At 46.4% G+C, this 17,534-nt stretch carries 12 protein-coding genes and 1 pseudogene; 7 read left to right on the forward strand and 6 right to left on the reverse strand.

The features are described from left to right. Window positions 1-2 precede the first annotated feature (2 nt). The 5 genes and pseudogenes from ACFYU8_RS29300 (at window position 3) to ACFYU8_RS29320 (ending at window position 8,793) form a co-directional block, all read left to right on the forward strand. On the forward strand, window positions 3-1,766 hold the full coding sequence (locus ACFYU8_RS29300) for an SH3 domain-containing protein (protein WP_390306382.1): 1,764 nt from the start codon (window positions 3-5) through the stop codon (window positions 1,764-1,766). A 151-nt stretch (window positions 1,767-1,917) separates the two neighbouring features. Beyond that, complete coding sequence (locus tag ACFYU8_RS29305; protein WP_390306380.1) at window positions 1,918-2,550, forward strand: LysE family translocator; 633 nt, start codon at window positions 1,918-1,920, stop codon at window positions 2,548-2,550. A 10-nt stretch (window positions 2,551-2,560) separates the two neighbouring features. After that, window positions 2,561-3,194 (forward strand): annotated as a pseudogene (locus tag ACFYU8_RS29310) (YHYH domain-containing protein). Window positions 3,195-3,418: 224 nt separating this feature from the next. Further along, complete coding sequence (locus ACFYU8_RS29315; RefSeq protein WP_390306378.1) at window positions 3,419-4,036, forward strand: class D sortase; 618 nt, start codon at window positions 3,419-3,421, stop codon at window positions 4,034-4,036. A gap of 56 nt (window positions 4,037-4,092) precedes the next feature. Next, window positions 4,093-8,793 (forward strand): collagen binding domain-containing protein, encoded by a 4,701-nt coding sequence (locus tag ACFYU8_RS29320; protein ID WP_390306376.1) that lies wholly within the window; start codon window positions 4,093-4,095, stop codon window positions 8,791-8,793. Window positions 8,794-8,846: 53 nt separating this feature from the next. On the opposite strand, the gene ACFYU8_RS29325 is transcribed toward ACFYU8_RS29320, so the two are convergent. Next, window positions 8,847-9,797, reverse strand: coding sequence for a lipase/acyltransferase domain-containing protein (locus tag ACFYU8_RS29325; protein WP_390306374.1), 951 nt, complete (start codon window positions 9,795-9,797; stop codon window positions 8,847-8,849). Between the two features lie 243 nt (window positions 9,798-10,040). Between ACFYU8_RS29325 and ACFYU8_RS29330 the strand changes: the two genes are divergently transcribed. Continuing rightward, window positions 10,041-11,663: a family 10 glycosylhydrolase gene (locus tag ACFYU8_RS29330; protein ID WP_390306372.1), complete on the forward strand. Its 1,623-nt coding sequence runs from the start codon at window positions 10,041-10,043 to the stop codon at window positions 11,661-11,663. Between the two features lie 70 nt (window positions 11,664-11,733). On the opposite strand, the gene ACFYU8_RS29335 is transcribed toward ACFYU8_RS29330, so the two are convergent. The 5 genes from ACFYU8_RS29335 to ACFYU8_RS29355 form a co-directional block, all read right to left on the reverse strand. Beyond that, window positions 11,734-12,210, reverse strand: coding sequence for an ABC transporter substrate-binding protein (locus tag ACFYU8_RS29335; protein WP_261375986.1), 477 nt, complete (start codon window positions 12,208-12,210; stop codon window positions 11,734-11,736). 394 nt (window positions 12,211-12,604) lie between these two features. Continuing rightward, complete coding sequence (locus ACFYU8_RS29340; protein ID WP_390306370.1) at window positions 12,605-13,372, reverse strand: hypothetical protein; 768 nt, start codon at window positions 13,370-13,372, stop codon at window positions 12,605-12,607. Between the two features lie 239 nt (window positions 13,373-13,611). Then, window positions 13,612-14,562 carry a hypothetical protein gene (locus ACFYU8_RS29345; RefSeq protein WP_390306367.1) on the reverse strand — a complete coding sequence of 317 codons (951 nt, stop codon included), beginning with the start codon at window positions 14,560-14,562 and terminating at the stop codon, window positions 13,612-13,614. After that, window positions 14,531-15,118: an RNA polymerase sigma factor gene (locus tag ACFYU8_RS29350; RefSeq protein WP_390306365.1), complete on the reverse strand. Its 588-nt coding sequence runs from the start codon at window positions 15,116-15,118 to the stop codon at window positions 14,531-14,533. Before ACFYU8_RS29350 ends, ACFYU8_RS29345 begins: the two co-directional genes overlap by 32 nt. A gap of 101 nt (window positions 15,119-15,219) precedes the next feature. Further along, window positions 15,220-16,317: a nitric oxide synthase oxygenase gene (locus ACFYU8_RS29355; RefSeq protein WP_390306363.1), complete on the reverse strand. Its 1,098-nt coding sequence runs from the start codon at window positions 16,315-16,317 to the stop codon at window positions 15,220-15,222. A gap of 230 nt (window positions 16,318-16,547) precedes the next feature. Here ACFYU8_RS29355 and ACFYU8_RS29360 point away from each other — a divergent pair, with 230 nt between their 5' ends. Then, complete coding sequence (locus ACFYU8_RS29360) at window positions 16,548-17,396, forward strand: S-layer homology domain-containing protein (RefSeq protein ID WP_390306360.1); 849 nt, start codon at window positions 16,548-16,550, stop codon at window positions 17,394-17,396. Window positions 17,397-17,534: the final 138 nt, after the last annotated feature.

Raw genomic sequence — 17,534 nt, forward strand, 5'->3', positions numbered from 1 at the left:
TTATGCTGCCTATCTCTCCCTATCATAGGTCCCTCTGGGTCCGTAATATTTTTCTCGGACTCTTTGCCTTAGGTTTGATCGCCGTTCTGTTCAAGCTCGGATATGGGTACAAGCAGATTACGCTATACAAACAGGCAAAGGCATTTTATGAACAAAAGAACCTGCTGCAAGCCGAGGAAACCTTTTCTCGTGCACATGATATGGCTGTCCTTTCTTACGGGGATGACGAGTGGAATTCCCTCATGTTCCAACTGACTTCTATCCGCAACGATCTGGAAGGGCTTCACCAGCATTCGCGCTCTGCCATCACGGAGAAGAAGGTCGCAGAAATCGGTGCAATCTATGAACAATACCAAGCTGTCAAACAACAATACCAGAATCAAAAGGACGTCCCGGCGATGTTTTTCCAGCAATTGTCCGCTCATCTGGGTATGGATAAGAGCTTTTCCGATTATTACTTGAATGCCTTGCAAACAGCCAAGGCTCAGGCACAATCGAATCTCGAAAAGGAAAACTATCAGGACGAATCTTTCACCGAAACGCTCCTAGCTATTCCAGATGAATACTACGGCGGCAAAAAGAAAAAGCAGGCTGAGCTCACGGCCTTGTTCCAGGACTATGAAAAAACGAAGCTGCGGAAATTGATCGCTTCGGCTCCTTTTGAGGAAGTCATCACCAAAACGGCTACCAGCTTGCGCCATTACGAAAAACTGGGTATCGAAACAGACTGGTTAGTGGGGCAGTTGGAAAAGTATGCACTAGCCGAAATCAAGGAAGTCATTCGTTCGAAGGATTTGAGTGCCTTCATTGATATGGCAGCTGCCTATCGAAAAATCGAGGATGTCCTGTCTAGTGATTCGCCTGTCCTCGATTCGATCACCCGCTATCTGGAAAGCAAGCTCAAGCAGGCAGAACAATACATCAAGTTGTTTGAGTTCACCAAAGCGCGTGAATTGTACGAACAGTTGAATCCGCTCCAGGATACGGCTACACTCCTGTCCGATCTGGAAAAACTCTGGTTGGAATACGATCCAGCACGCTTATTGCAATTGAGATATCCAGACAGAACGTTCACCGACATGCTCTCCGGCACAGATCGCTGGGGAGCAAAGCTTTACGCATTTGGACTCTCGGAATCAGATCAACGTCTTTACTTTGCAGCGAAAATGCAAAATGACTCGCTCCTCTATCTGGATCAGTCGCTCGATGTGGACGTGAAATCGGCAAAGGCTAAGATCGACGATACTCTCGGAAGTAAAGAAAAGCCTATCATTATCGTGAGTGCATCCGGCAAGGAGCGGACTAACGCCTACACGGCCCTCTCTCCGAATTTGACAAAAGAGTCACTCGATAAGCGCTTTTCGGTCGAGGCCGACGAACTCAGCGTAGAAGACTCCGAGCATGTGATCATGAAAAATGCGGTAGGCAAAGGTGAAAACGAAATCGCTTTGTTCAAGCTCGAGGACAATGGCCTGACTTACATAGAAAAGCTGGCCGACTTGGGGGAGAATTCCGAAGAACCGACCGAGGAAACTGTATCAGGAGAAGCGACTTCCCCTGCTGACGGGTCGACAGAAGCGACGGATCAGACTTCCCCTGCCCCTCAAAAAATCGATGTTTTTGCAGGGCCCGGTGAAGACCACGAGCGGATCGGCCAAGTGGTGGCAGATGGCTCCATTCAAGTCATCGCAGATCTGAATGGCTGGTACCAGATTGTGTTTGATGGAAAAGAAGGCTGGATACGCGCTACCAAATCAACGCCGTAATCAGTCTGTTGAAAAACAAGCTCCCCTCGCGATCATGGCACACCTTCATTGATCTGCGTCAGGAGCTTTTCCTCATTTTCCGCATTGCGCTATGTGTCAGATTATTCTATAATCTATTTTTATTTCATAGATAGACAAGGAGTGAGAGGAGATGTTTGGAATCGTTCATTATGAAGCATTTCTGATGACCGCGATCATGTTGAACCTGATACCCGGCTCAGACACGATGTACATCATCACCCGCAGCATTTCGCAAGGAAAACAGGCAGGTGTTCTTTCGGTTCTCGGTATTCTGACAGGCTCCCTCATTCACACGCTCTTGGCTGCTTTCGGCTTGTCGCTCATTTTGGCTCAATCCATCGTGCTTTTTAACATCGTCAAAATATTGGGGGTCGCCTATCTCGTCTATTTGGGCATTCGCATGCTCATGACGAAGGAATCACCAGCTTTTGATACAGCCGATTCCAAGAAGCTGAAGGGTGAAAAGGTCTATCTGCAAGCGATCCTGACAAGTGTAACGAATCCGAAGGTCGCCCTGTTTTTCATCGCCTTCCTCCCGCAATTTGTTAGCGCGACGGAAGCCGGACCACTCCCTTTCCTCATTCTTGGCCTTACTTTTACCGTTACGGGTGGCATCTGGTGCAGTCTCCTCGCCCTGTTTGCTTCCTTCGCTACTCAAAAATTGCGCAATAATCAAAAGTTCTCTGTCGTTCTAAACAAGCTGACGGGGATTGTTTTTATCGGGATGGGATTGAATCTGTTGCGGGCGAAAGCGAATCCTTAGGAGGTTTTCTATGAAAAAGATTATTTCTGTACTCGCACTCATTCTTTGCTTTGCTTTTTTACCTGTCCAAATCATAGAAGCGCATCCAGGCAGAACAGATGCAAACGGTGGACACACCTGTAGAACGAACTGCGAAAAATGGGGATTACAGTATGGAGAATATCACTATCACAACGGTGGCGGTGGTTCTTCTAACAGCCAAGTGAAAAAATCGGCTCCTCCAAAACCATCAACTCCCCGTACACAACCTAAAATACTACCTTCGAAAACAATTGTAGCCGTTGATAATGCTAACGTTTATTCTGCTCCATCCCTTGACTCTATCGTTACTGCAACCCTATGGTATGGTTTTGAAATCAAAGCCTCAGGTACACATCCAGAGTTTATCTCCATGGATCAAGGATACGTTTCCAAAAACAGTGGTCACCTCTTATACACCAACCTCTCCTAAGAATGTCAAAATTCAAGGGGAGAAAGGCTACTTCTTCTCGACCCCTTCGTCAGAAAGTCCAGGCAGAGGCTACGCTGTCAGAGATGCACTCGTTCAAGTAGTCGGTGAACGTGGAGATTGGTATTACGGCTCCACCATCGATGCAAATGGGAAAGTCTTAGTTGGATTTGTTTCGAAAAGCGTCGCCTATTAACCGTAGAATTAAGACCGAAAAAGCCAGGCAGGAGATTCTTTCTCCCCTGGCTTTTTTCATGTTCAGAAATTGTTTAGGTCGAAAGTTTATGATATTTCTAGGTATTTTTTCACAATACAAGATTTGTATAAGGAAGAATGACCTACTAAAAATTTTAGTGTAATTAAAAAAACAAGGGAGGCAAGATGAATTGAGTTAACGGTGCAAAAAGGGAGTTGAAGAATGTGCGAGTGCTGTTAAGTGCTGGGTTTATTCTGGCAGGCTTGTTCCTCCTTTCCTATCCTCAATGGGAAACGGCGGTATCTGCACAAAAGCAAGAACAGCTCATCGAAGCGTTCGAACAACTGAGCAACGTTAGCGAGCAAATAGAAACGGCTGCATCAGAGACCCCACCAGCTCCTCAGATACAAGAGCCGCTCGCTATGTTGGAAGGTGCCAGAGGCGTGATTCGGATTCCCAAAATTGATCTGGAAATGATGATTTTTGAAGGCGCAGACAAGCATGCCTTGAGTAAAGGTGTTGGCCTGATCGAGCCAGACAAGGAATTCGGCGTGAACAATGTTGGACTGGCAGGTCATCGCGGAATTACTCACGGCAAGCAATTCAATCGCTTGGACGAGCTAGCACCTAACGATGAGATTGAGATCAAGACGAAAACGGCAACCTACCAATTCGTTGTCGTTCAAACCTTTGTCGTAGATCGTACACAAGTAAAAGTTCTAGAGGATCAAAAGAAACCGTTGATCACCTTAGTCACATGCACCCCTGTTGGCGCAAAAGATCCGAAGGACAGACTGATCGTTCAAGCTGAATGGAAACAAACAACTTCATCTCAGCCCTAACACTTCCTGCTGAAAGACGAAATGAGCTAGCTTTTTATTAATGACAGGAGGAGCATATGCAAAGGAAATCTTGGATCGCTGTGGTGGCACTTTTGCTCATCATCCAAAACTTTTTCGGTTTCACGACAACCTCGTATGCCCAAACACAAGGTGCGGTTGTCATTAACAATAGCGGGGAACCGGGTACAGGCGATCCTACTGATCCAGGTACAGGAACTCCTACCGATCCGGGCACAGGAACTCCTGCCGATCCGGGCACAGGAACCCCTACTGATCCAGGCACAGGCACTCCTACCGATCCAGGCACAGGCACTCCTACCGATCCGGGCACAGGCACTCCTACCGATCCGGGTACGGGAACTCCGACCGATCCGGGTACAGGCACTCCTACCGATCCGGGTACAGGAACTCCTACCGATCCAGGTACGGGAACTCCTACCGATCCGGGCACAGGAACTCCTACTGATCCAGGCACGGGGACCCCTGTACCAGTACCTGAACCTGTTCCCGTCCCTCTCCCAGAACCTGACCCTGACGCCAATATCATTAAGGATAGCATCATCACCAGCGTAGTGATGAAGGACAAGGACGGAAACAACATTGAAGACATCCGCCCCGATCAGGGCTCGCGTGTTCAAGTTGATTTCACCTGGAAAATCCTTGCCGGACACCCTTACACAGGAGGTGCCACCTTTACCTTCCCTCTCCCAGACAAGTTTAGGACCGATCGCAATTTGACCGGAGATCTGGACGGAGGCTACGGCACCTATGAAGTGACAACAGACGGCACCGTCACCTTCACTTTCAGTGATGCCATCAATGACGGCGCAGAGATCACTGACGGAACATTTTTTGTTTGGCGGGAATTCGATGAGAAAAAGTTTGAGGGTGGCACGCGACAAGAGATCGATTTCAAATTCGATGGCGTCGCCCCAATCTCTGTCCATTTCAAAGGCAAAAATAACAATGAAATCGACAAAAACGGAAAAGCAAACAAGGGCATGAACCCTAGCTATCTCGACTGGACCGTCGATTTTAACCTGAGTGAAAATCCGATTAAAGGTGCTGTCTTTACGGACGAGCTTCCAAGCGGTCTGGAATTGGATATGAGCTCCATCAAAGTGTATCCGTTAGAAGTTGTAAATGCGAAAGGTGAAGTAACCACCTTCACTCCTGAGAAAATGACAGAAGGAAATGGGTTCAAAATAAACTTCGGCGACATCGACGGTGCTTATCGTGTCACGTACACGACCAACGTCACCGGTACAACAGATACAACCTACACGAATAAAGCCACTGTCACAGGAACGAATCTTCCAAAGGATTTAATCGATTCGGCGAATGTCTCTATCCGATTCAGCCAGCCTTTGAACAAAAAGGCGATTCACTACGATTACAACAAACAAACGATCACCTGGGCTATTCAGTACAACTACAATGAAAAAGTGATCAAACAAAGCGATGCGTGGCTCGAGGATCGATTCGATACGAGTCATCAAGAGCTCGTGAATGATTCCTTTACCGTTCATAAAATGACCATCGGTGACAACGGAAACGGAACTAAAGACGGGGCTGCCATCACAGAGTACAACATAACCCCATCGCCTACTGGCTTCCGCTTGGAGTTTGACCATGACGTGTCGGCTGCTTACGAAATCACTTACCAAACCAAAGCCAAAAATCGGGTCAACCAAGACAGCTACCTCGTGAAAAATGAAGTAGAGATCTATGATGGAACTAAAAAAGATGCATCCAGAGAGATCAATCAAGCAATCTTCTGGAAAAACGCAAAAAAAGAAAAAGTGAACTACCATAATAAAACGATCGAGTGGACGCTTAGTCTAAACGATGACAATCAGGTGATGGATGAAGTCGTCATTACCGACAGTTATGCAGGTCAAGGGCTGACGCTTCTTCCTGACAATGTAAAAATCCATAATTGGACAAGCGATTTGGAAGAAGGTCCTGACAAAGACTACAGCCTCTCTCCGAACTCAACCTACGAAGAAGGCTTCAAGATCACCTTCCACAAACCAGTCACAAAAGGTCTTGTGATTACGTACCTGACAAAGTTCGATCCGACTTCCAAGGACCGTCCATCCGTGTACAAAAACAAGGCTGAACTCAACTGGAAGGAAAACGGGAAAGCACAAGACCCCATCACGAAATCCGCTACCGTTAAACCAGACAATTACACCAACAACAACGGCAACAAAACCGGTACATACGACGCTCGGACAAAAGAAATCACGTGGACAATCGATGTGAACTATAACCTTCACAAGATTAACAACGCGATCATTCGGGATTTTTATACCGGAGAACAAACTTTTGTGAAAGACTCGTTAACCGTGCATAAGTTGCTGCTCACAGGTGGAGCAGATGGTGTGAAAGTGGTCGAGGGTCCAGTTGTCGCCACCAAATTTGACGAACTGGCCAACGGCTTCGAGCTACATCTCGGTCCCATTGACTCTGCCTATCGCATCACGTACAAAACCAGCTTGGCTAATCTGCCTGTCGGGGAAGTGTACCAAAACAATGCGACCCTGCACGATAGCGACATAACAGGCACTCCACTCTATAAAGGCCAGACAACCGTCAGACCGACATACGGTGGGCAGTACATTATCAAAACAGGTGTACAAGGTACAGGAGCAGAATCAGAGTATGCAACATGGACAGTAAAAATCAATCCGAGCCAGTCTCTTATTTCGGCAGGTGCTGTATTGACCGATACGCTGTCCAGCAATCAACTTCTGATGAAAGACTCCTTCAAACTCTTTACGACAACCGTCTCTGAATCCGGTGCTCTGGCTACCGGAAAAGAAGTGGCATCTGAGGACTACACATTAGAAGTAGTCGGCAACAGCTTTAAACTGACTTTCAAAAATGATCTGCACACTGCCTACATCCTGGAATACCGTTCCTTTATCAATGCCGATCATGGAGAGACCATCAAAAACGAAGTCTCTTTTGCAGGGAAAACAGTTGTAGGTAAAGGTAAAGACGGACAAGAAGGTGTCAAGGTCAGCTTGTCCGGTGCTGGTGGCGGAGCCAACACCCCTGGTAAAGGCGACTTGAAAATCATCAAGACAGATGCAGATACGAAAAAAGCATTGGCGGGCGCCACATTCGGTCTGTACGACAAGTCAGGGAAAACCTTGTTGGAAACAGTCGTAACCGATGAAAATGGCATTGCCACCTTCAAAGGCTACAAATTTAAAACGTACAAATTAAAAGAACTATCCGCTCCTGTTGGCTACGTCATTGCAGACGAGTACAGAAACGGAAAGGACATTACGTTAAAAGCTCCTGCGGGTACTGCCCCCGGTGTTCCAGTCACAATCGAAATGACCATCGACAACAAGCTTCTCCGTCAAGGATTTGAGTTAACCAAAGTTGACACGGAGCATGTCGATAAAAAGCTCGAAGGCGCTGTCTTCCAGCTACAGGTTGAAAAAGGCGGAGCATTCGAAACGATTGCTGAACTAACAACCGGCTCAGACGGAAAAGTCTCCAAAGGCGATCTGCCAGAAGGGAACTATCAGCTAGTCGAAACGAAAGCTCCGAAGGGATACAAGCTGGATGCGGCTCCCCTTTCATTCAAAATCGCCGCCAACCAGACAGAAATTGTGACCCTTACGAAAAAGAACGCAAAAAATATCGGGTCCGTTCAATTGCTGAAAGTGGACCACTACAGCAAAGATCCACTTCCTGGCGTAACCTTTGAGCTTCAAGATGCTGACGGGAAAGTACTGCAAAGTGGACTCACAACGGATAAAGACGGTATCCTGCTCCTCGAAAACCTGAAGGCAGGATTCTACCAGCTCGTTGAAACAAAAGCTCTTGCTGATTATGAGCTTGCTGAACCACTGAAATTCGAAGTAACGGATGAAGGCACTGCCTCTCTCACATTGACCAACAGATTGATCCCAGGCTCTGTGAAACTGACCAAAGTGAGAACAAGATACCCAAATCATAAGCTCAAAGGAGCTGAATTTACGCTCCGTGATGAAAATGATCAGGTAGCCAAAGACATGAACGGTCAGGAGCTTACAAAGCTGACCACGGATGGCAACGGTGAGCTGATTGTCGAAGGCCTGAATCCAGGCAAGTATGAGTTTATCGAGACGAAGGCACCTGCTGGTTATGTAAAAAACAGCAAGCCAATCGAGTTCGAGATTGAAAGAAACCAAGTAGCTGGCGAGCATGTGCTGGTGACGTTCGAGAATGACGTGATCTCCGGTGGCGGTGGTGGCGGCGGCGGAAATCCTGAGCCTAAGCCTGAGCCTAAGCCTGAGCCTAAACCCGAACCTAAGCCCGAACCAAAACCAGAACCGAAGCCAGAACCTAAACCTGAACCGGAAAAGCCAGAGAAACCAGACAAACCGGATAAACCAGATAAACCTAGCAAACCGGATCAACCTAGCAAACCGGACCAACCTGGCAACCCGGACCAGCCAAGCAACCCGGACCAACCGAGCAACCCAGACCAACCGAGCACTCCTGATGCAGACAACAACACTACGAACCCCAACACTTCAGGGGAGTTGAATCAAACAGGAGAAACCAGCAAACCGAACGATTCGGGAGCTGCCAATAACTCCAACGTTTTGGAAACCAGCAACGAATCTCCAGCTACAGGCAAAGTATTGCCACAGACCGGAGAACAGACTAACCCAATTCCTATCGTTGCAGGTATCTTTTCGATCTTGATCGGTATTTCGATCATGTACCGCAAAAACAAGAGAGCGTAGCTCAACTAAAGGACCAAGTCCAGGGATCTTCCCGACTTGGTCCTCTTTTTTCCCTACTCTAGCAATTGCCGGAGAAGTGGTTCACTTTTATATAAAATTTCCAGATGAGTCGCCTCTACGTAATAACGCTCACCTTCCAGCGCAAATACACTGTTTGCCATGACATTCCCATCCCCAGCGTCACTATTGATCGAACCCACTACTCTTCCATCAACCCATTTATTTGGAGACAACGAAGGAACCGTTCGCAGGTAATGAATCGTTTCGTGTCCGATGCCAGCTACCAGCGTGACGCGAATATTGCGGGCTGCGATAATCCCCATCGTTGCGTTCAGATAGTCCATGTATTGATTCTTCACGACCATCTTTTCATAAGGTACGAATGTATCTACCCCCTGTTTTTTCTCTAGCAAATAATCGCCATAAGCTGCTGACGGGGCAAGATCAAGGAGGCTGGGAAAGTGCCTGTGAATAGCTTGTATACGATGAAAAGGAATGCTTTGCTCCAAATACGCCAGATATACATTCATGTACAGCTCCACGACATTTCGTTTCGCAGAAACAGAGCGGGGCAGCTTCCCTCCTGCCCAATAGCTGTAGGCAACAGGCGATCCTGCGTTGGGAGTCGCAAAAATGAGCAGCTGATCCACATCGTTTTGATAAAATTCGCTCTGGACATAAGCTCTAGCAACAAGGCCGCCCATGCTATGGCAAATGAGATTGACATAAGGGGAACCGGTCGTTTGCTTTGCGCGCTCGATGACAGGCAGCAAAAAGCGCTCAGCTGAAATATCAATCTGCCTTCGCCAATCATAAAAAGCGACAAACAATTGTTCATTGAGGGCGTAACCCATTTTTCCAAGCAAACGGATAAATGGCTCGTAAGCCGTTCGAGCAAACCCGAAGCCCCAGTCACCAGTACCCGGAATAATTTGATCACTCATTGACCCAAACAGCCCCGGAACAAAAACAATCGGTGCCTTTTGCGCAAGAAAAGAACTCATGCTTGCACTCCTTTCCCTCCCTTTTGTCCCATGACTAGAAGGAAAAACAACATATGCTTCTGCCTATTCCGAGGCGGCTTGGGTGGTTCCCTATCTTCGATGAGTCTCGTCAATTTTTGCCGAAATGGAGCGAATCGTTACAATTATCTTCCCACTTGAGAGTAACAAAGCGATATAATAAAGCGTCTAACGTATTGGCTAAAGTTTTACAGCAAATCTATACTTGTCGGAGGATTGGCAAAAATGAAGGTACGCAAGTGGTTTATGCTTTTGCTAATGTTCGTACTATGTATTCCAACGATGGGGATATCCGTGCAAGCCGCGCAGACATCACCTGGCATCAGCATCTATTTGGACGGGCAACAAATCAAAAGTGACGTCGCTCCGTACATTATTCCAACAGCAAACGTAACAATGGTCCCTATGCGGGTGATCGGTGAAAATCTGGGAGCCGAAGTAAATTGGGAGCCAAAGTCTCAGACGGCAACAATCAGCAAACAAGATACCTTGTTGTCCATGACGGTTAATCAAAAGAACGCTCTAGTGAACAACAACAGCGTCCCACTTGATTCTTCTGTTCAGAACAAACAAGGAAGAATCATGGTTCCGCTGCGATTTGTATCCGAGCAGTTGGGCCTTACGGTAAACTGGGAAGACAAAACAAGAACCATTCGCCTGCAAAGCGGCAACGTCGCTACCATGACTCCGCCACCACAGGATGTATTGAGTGAAACTGGCGGAATGGAACCAAGCACACCTGTCGTGACAAATGGAGACTTGCGCGGGGTGTGGATCTCTACGGTCTACAACTTGGACTGGCCATCTTCCGGTTCATACGGAAACCCTGCGAAGCAGCAACAAGAATACATACAGCTGCTCGATGAGCTGCAAGCCATGGGAATGAACGCTGTTTTCGTACAGGTGCGTCCATCTGGAGATGCTCTGTATCCTTCTACCCTCGTTCCATGGTCGAGATTTTTGGCGGGAACGCCGGGGAAAGATCCTGGCTACGACCCTCTGGCCTTTATGGTAGAAGAAACGCATAGACGTGGGATGCAATTCCATGCGTGGTTCAACCCGTTCCGTGCCACTACGGATGCAAAAACAGACCAGTTGCCAGCTAATCACGTGATCAAGCAGCACCCTGACTGGATTGTGAATGCAAACAAAAAGCTGTATATCAACCCAGGTATTCCGGCGGCACGTCAGCAAATTATCAATGAAGTAATGGAAGTCGTACAGCGCTATGACATCGATGGTGTCCATCTGGATGATTATTTCTATCCTTCCAACGTTGCCTTTGCGGACGATGCAGCATTCAAGGCTTACAACAGTAAAAAGATCGTGTCCAAAGCAGACTGGCGTCGCGATAATATCAATCAGTTTGTTCAACAATTGAATCAGTCCATCAAGAGCGTCAAGCCTCACGTTCAGTTCGGGATCAGTCCATTCGGTGTATGGCGCAATAGCAACGTCGATCCGACCGGCTCCGATACAAAAGCAGGCGTTACTGCGTATGACCACATGTATGCCGATGTGCGCACATGGATTCAACAAGGGTGGATCGATTATGTGACCCCGCAAATTTATTGGAGCTTTTCCTTCGCCCCTGCCCAATACGACAAGCTCGTTACTTGGTGGGCAAACGAAGTACAGGGTACGAACGTCAAGCTCTACGTCGGTCATTCGCCTTACAAGCTGGGAACGGCTGAAGCAGGCTGGCAGAGTGCCCAAGAGATTATCAACCAGTTGAATTACAACGCGATGGTTCCTCAGGTTCAGGGCAGCATTTTCTTCAGCGCCAAGGACTTGCGGAAAAATCCGTTGGGTCTACTCCCAGCTCTTAGCAGTTATTACAACCGCTAGATAAATAACAGTAACCCCCGAACCATAGTAGCAGAGCATCTCGCTACATTTGTTTCGGGGGTTTTTTCTTCTACGTTAATTTTTCTACAATGAACGTGAGTTGCGCTTCCAAGGAGATCGGGTCATTAAAATAGGAGCCTTTCCGATCAATCTGAAACACCTTGTTTTTTTTTACTGCCGACAAGCCCTTCCAAACGTTTGTACTGTATACACTCTCCGGATTGGTATCATCTCCGGACCATCCACTGGTAAAAATGTAGTCTCCCGCAAAGTCTGGCAGTGTTTCAAGCGAGACTTCCGCCCAGCCGGTATTGCTATCAATGGTTTCTTTTTGTACGGCATTCGGAGCCTTCAACTGGAATTCTCCGTAAAGGATGTCTCCACCCCTTCCGAAGTTGTGCCCAAACGCATAGATCCCCTTGGCGTATGGCTGTAGAATCGAAACGGTTTTATCTCCTACCGCTGCTTGCACCTTGGGTTTTGCCTCAGCAATTTTCTTGTCCCATTCGGCAATCCACTCATTCGCCTTGTCTTCTCTTCCTGTCATTTTGCCAAACTCCCGCAGTTCTTCGCGGATTGGCTTCTTACCGTAAATCAGGATTCATCGACAGTACCTTTTCTAGCGATGTTCCGTCGCCCACGCTTTCGATACCATCCAGCTTCCCTTTAAAATACGGGTTTCCCATAGCATGGTCCGTGATACCGATAGTCTTGACCCCCAGTGTCAAAAAATGTCCAACATAGCTGTCCGCTAGTATCACAGCAGTCACAAAAAATGCCGCGAAGCATGTTCGCGACATTGGTGGCTTTTGACAGTATATAATTTTTGGAGGAACGCCCATTATTTTTATTGCACCTAAGGGGTGTTGAGGCTGTGTAAAATAATCCCATCTTTTAAAAAAGAATAAGGACTATTTTATATGCCGCTGTTACCTTACCAGTTAATTTGTTGCTTTGTGAAGACCGAACAGCATGAGGACATCATTATCGCTGCTCTCGTACTCTTTTACTTCACCTTTAAAGGAAGTTTCTTTGACAATAATCTTGCTGCCTGTCGCATTTGGTTTCATTTCAATCATATGTGAAGATAGATTAAGATCAGCTGCCGTAATACCTAACTTCTGGGAGAAATCTTTAACCGTTGCCTTTTGCTCACCTAATTGACTGTCTTTAATGGTTACTGACTGGCCATCCTCAGAAAAAACCAATGAAATCGTTAGGTCTAGGTTACTTTTTTCCGCTACGTTTCCTTTTGCATCTACATTTGTTACTTTCTGAAGACCGAACTCGTTTCCTTTTGCATCTACATTTGTTACTTTGTGAAGACCGAACAGCATGAGGACATCATTATCGCTGCTCTCGTACTCTTTCACTTCACCTTTAAAGGAAGTTTCTTTGACAATAATCTTGCTGCCTGTCGCATTTGGTTTCATTTCAATCATATATGAAGATAGATTAAGATCAGCTGCCGTAATACCTAACTTCTCGGAGAGATCTTTAACCGTGGCCTTGTGCTCACCTAGTTGACTGTCTTTAATGGTTACTGCCTGGCCATCCTTAGAAAAAACGAATGCAATCGTTAGGTCTAGGTTACTTTTTTCCGCAACGTTTGCTTTTGCATCTACTGTTGTGGTTGCATACGGTATAACAGTACCAATCACCCCAGTAAGTAACAAAGCTGATGCAGTTGTCATCCATTTCTTTTTCATTAGTCTCGCTCCTTTTCATTTCTTTTTTATGTGCAAGTAAATCTCTTACTCTCTTACTTGCTAAATCTAGGGTAAGATGAAATGTTAAACAAAATTGTGGGGTAAAACTAAAATATTCCTTAAATCATCGTGCATCCTTGGTTCTCAGAGTATACTCACCTGCTTGAGGAATCTACTTGTTCAGGCAAAACCCCCGAATCAGTAGCAGAGTTCGGGGGTTTCTATTTGTGAAGAAAGAGCTATTTGTTTTTCGGGACAACAGCATCGACGAACTGGCTGATAGTATTCTTGTTCAATTTGTCTCCGTGTGTCGATACTTCGTACTGCAATTTCTTGCCGGAAGCCTCTGTTACCCAGACAATTCTTTTACTAACCCAGTCTTTTTTAGCTTCTTCTGTATACAGCACTTCCGTATTGCCTACTTTTATTACCTCTTTTTTCTGTTTATCAAAACCTACAATATACGATGTGTTGCCTACTACATCTTCGTAATTGGTGATGTGGAAATATAAATAGCTTCCCTCTGAATCCTTGTATGTCGCATACAAATAATCCAGCTCATTCGTCCATTCCAAGGGCTGCATGACGAATTCTTTTTTCTCTTTTTCTGCTTGTTTGTACAGAGCTTCGTTGTCATACTTCTCGTAATCGAATTGGATGCCATTTGCGAAGCGAGCATCTAAAAAAGTATACCCCCCTGGCAGCATCTCAGGCACATATACCCCTTCCCCCATTTTCTTACGAAGGTCTGTTAATGTGGCAAATTCAAACGGTCTTGAGACTCTCTCCACCGTTTTCTTTGGGTTGTAAACGGCGATATAGAGAGCAGCCGCATTTCCCGGCTCCAGGGTATCCTCAATTTCCCAACGTTTATCGTAATATTTCTCCATTTCGGGCTCTAACTCTTTACCGATTTTCGCTTTGCCCTGATACTGTGAAATGTCTTTTTCCTCATAAAGAACCTCACCCTTCTCATTCTTCAACTGATAGTACTGGACAGCGGCATAGCCCGTTGTGAGGCTGGCAATCAAGCCAATGGCAACTAATATGCTTACCTTGTACTTCACAAAAAATCTCTCCTTCTCTCGTTTGATCTTTGTCATCACTTGCTTGCTAATGTCAATCTCCTGCGGGATGCACGGGTCATTGAACAGGTCCTTAATACTCTCGTGCGATTTGTTTGGACTCATCGTGAGCTGACCCTCCCTTCCCTAAAGGAGAATAAGCGGATCGGAACTTCGATGCCGTACGCTCGAATTTTTTGCGCAGACTCGCAGCGTTTTTGTTCACGATCAAGGAAATTTCCTCGTACGTCTTTTCTTCCACGCCTCGCAGTAAGAGAAGCGTTCTTTCCTCCACGGAGAGTGTCTGCATGGCAAGAAATACATCCTCACTGAAATAAACATTTTCAATATGCCGCTCGATGTCTGATTGAGGCTCTTTGTCCTGCATCAAAAATGGCAACAGCTTTGTCCATTTCCTTTTTCTGATGAGATCGATGCAATGGTGATAGGCTATTTTATAAAGCCAAGCTGCAAAGGGCATTTTTGGACTGTACTTTTTCAAGTTGCGATAAGCCTTGAAGAAGACCTCCTGTGTGGCGTCTTCCGCTTCGAATCGACTCCCCAGGATGTGATAGCAGTAGTGAAATATGGGGGTTTGGTAGCTTTTCATGATGTCGGCGTAGCGGTCATCCGCTCCCTGTATGATCTCGTCCAGGAGTTCTTCTATCTGATTCGTGTCCACTCTCTCCCTCCTTCCAACTGGTATAACGCACCATATCCCCCTTTATGTGACATCAAACGCAAAAAAAATGCCGCGAAGCATGTTCGCGACGTTTGAAAGCCTTATTTTGTGCCGAGCTCCGGCTTGTCTTGGTAAAAGAAATTCGGTGTATGGATTGTGTTGTCGTACAGACTGTGGAAAATGTGTGTAGCTGTTCCGGAGATCGGCGGAACCAGCCATGTCCAGTCACCAGTAACAGCTCGACCACATTTCTCTTCTCTTTCCTCAAATCGCTTGAATTGCTGGCTCGCTGTGTGATGATCGACGATCGATACTCCTTTTTCCTTGAAGGAATGCAAGACCGCTACGTTCAGTTCGATGAGTGCTTTGTCTCTCCAAAGGGTCACTTCCCTGCTCGTATCGAGCCCCATGACCTCTGCGACCTTTGGCAGCATGTTGTAACGCTCTTGATCAGCGAAATTACGCGCACCGATCTCGGTTCCCATGTACCATCCGTTAAAAGGCGCCGCCAAGTATTCCATGCCACCAATCTCCATACGCATATTCGAGACGATCGGAACCCCATACCATTGCAACTCCAAATCGGCAAAGCTCGGTAGATCAGGATGAACGATTGGCACCTCCAAAACCAGCTCCTGGGGAATCTCAAAAAACTGCGGCGTCCGATCTCCAATTTGCACGACAAGTGGCAAAACATCATAGTGAGTGCCTTTGCCTTGCCATCCCAGGCTCTCGCATAGCTTCGTCAACGAAAGCGAAATCGGGTCACCCAGTACGCCGTATTCCGTTTCATATCCCGCATAGCGAATCAACTGATCGTTCCAAATACGCATGTGCGGTCTTCCTGTCATAGTAGGTGCAAAAACGGTGATGGTTGGGCGGATTTTCCCCCCATTGGTCGCAAACTCGATGTGACGAAGCATAGCTTGCGCCATCTCTTCTTCTGTCTCTGCCTGCCGTTCATCTAACACAATCAACGATTCCCAAAAGAATCGACCAATACATCTATTGCTATTGCGCCAGGCCATTTTTGCCCCATGACGAAGCTCTTCGGTCGTGTGCTCATAATATCCCTGTTGCTCGATCATTTGACGGACTTCTTGTAACCGTCGCTCGGTTTCGTCGGTTGTCTTGTCCAGTTCACCATAGCATGTCCGGATAAATTGCTCTGCCGCTTCCATCAGTTGAATTGGTTCCATATTACCCTCTTTTCACGTTGAAGGGTGCCTCTTCGCTGTTATTTTCTTCATCGTAGAATTTTGTTACCTACATTATAAAATTACTCGTGATTGATTACCAATCATGTAGGCATTTGGACACATATCTGTAAGAAACACGGAAGCATTCAACCTAACTGTAACATCAAGGTCTTTTCGCCGATGAAATAAACAAGGATTACCAGAGAATGTCAAGAAAGGTAGGAAGGGATATGAAACGCCTCATCCTCTTATTAGCACTTATTATTGGACTAACAACCTTTCAGCAACCTGCAGCACTGGCTGCACCAGCATTTAAAGACGTCGATCCCAAACAATATGGCTGGGCAATGGACGCTATCTCCTTCATGGTAGACAATGGGGTCGTCAGCGGCTATCCCGATGGAAGCTTTCAGCCGGGAAGATGGGTGGACAAAGCTGAAATGACGGTGATGATCTATCGCCTGTTTGATCGCTACAGACCTTTCGATCCGAATGGTAACTACTATATCCCACATTTCCAAATTGATCACTTTGCCGATGTGCCGAAAAACCACTGGGCCTATAAGGAGATCAGCTCAATCGTGACAATGGAATTGTCGAATGCCGTTTTTCTTTCTCCAAACGGCTACAACTTCTATCCAGATTCCAAGTTAAATCGCATCGGTACAGTCTACGTCCTCCCAGTTTGGTTGCTAGAAGGCGAAATCGATGACCCTGCCGTGGTTCTGTCTATGCGTGATATCCCCATTATCATTGCTCCCGATACAGATTCACCGTCAACAGACGATTTACTCTCAGATGGACGCTATGGCTTTGATGATGACGGGGAAAACCGGACGAACACACTTTTCCCTTTCATCGTCAAGAAAAAAGGGGACTTCTATCGCTTTCATGATACCTACAGCGTAAATACTGCGTTCAACATCGCCCTCTTGCAAGAAAAAGGGATCATGACCGCATGGAATGGCGAATTCGAGCCTAACGAAATGTTAACTCGTGCAGAAGCAGTAACCATTTTGTATAGAATGTATCTGGATATGAAGGAATTAGGCAACTTACACTTCTACTCGAGCAAATAGAAGACCAACTTGTTACTCCCATAAAAACACCTCCACTTCCTCAATGATCTGTGACCCGTATGGTGGACACTTTTAAAAAGTGACCCCTTGCGGGTCATTTGTGTTTTAATCAAAGTAATCAAGAATACACAGAGGGAT

This window comes from Brevibacillus sp. NPDC003359, assembly GCF_042878995.1.
Classification (GTDB): domain Bacteria; phylum Bacillota; class Bacilli; order Brevibacillales; family Brevibacillaceae; genus Brevibacillus.

Coding starts and splice junctions, on each gene's coding strand:
- ACFYU8_RS29335 (WP_261375986.1), bottom strand. CDS start 12,210: ATGACAGGAAGAGAAGACAAGGCGAATGAGTGGATTGCCGAATGGGAC.
- ACFYU8_RS29300 (WP_390306382.1), top strand. CDS start 3: ATGCTGCCTATCTCTCCCTATCATAGGTCCCTCTGGGTCCGTAATATT.
- ACFYU8_RS29355 (WP_390306363.1), bottom strand. CDS start 16,317: ATGGAACCAATTCAACTGATGGAAGCGGCAGAGCAATTTATCCGGACA.
- ACFYU8_RS29305 (WP_390306380.1), top strand. CDS start 1,918: ATGTTTGGAATCGTTCATTATGAAGCATTTCTGATGACCGCGATCATG.
- ACFYU8_RS29360 (WP_390306360.1), top strand. CDS start 16,548: ATGAAACGCCTCATCCTCTTATTAGCACTTATTATTGGACTAACAACC.
- ACFYU8_RS29330 (WP_390306372.1), top strand. CDS start 10,041: ATGAAGGTACGCAAGTGGTTTATGCTTTTGCTAATGTTCGTACTATGT.
- ACFYU8_RS29340 (WP_390306370.1), bottom strand. CDS start 13,372: ATGAAAAAGAAATGGATGACAACTGCATCAGCTTTGTTACTTACTGGG.
- ACFYU8_RS29320 (WP_390306376.1), top strand. CDS start 4,093: ATGCAAAGGAAATCTTGGATCGCTGTGGTGGCACTTTTGCTCATCATC.
- ACFYU8_RS29325 (WP_390306374.1), bottom strand. CDS start 9,797: ATGAGTTCTTTTCTTGCGCAAAAGGCACCGATTGTTTTTGTTCCGGGG.
- ACFYU8_RS29345 (WP_390306367.1), bottom strand. CDS start 14,562: ATGAGTCCAAACAAATCGCACGAGAGTATTAAGGACCTGTTCAATGAC.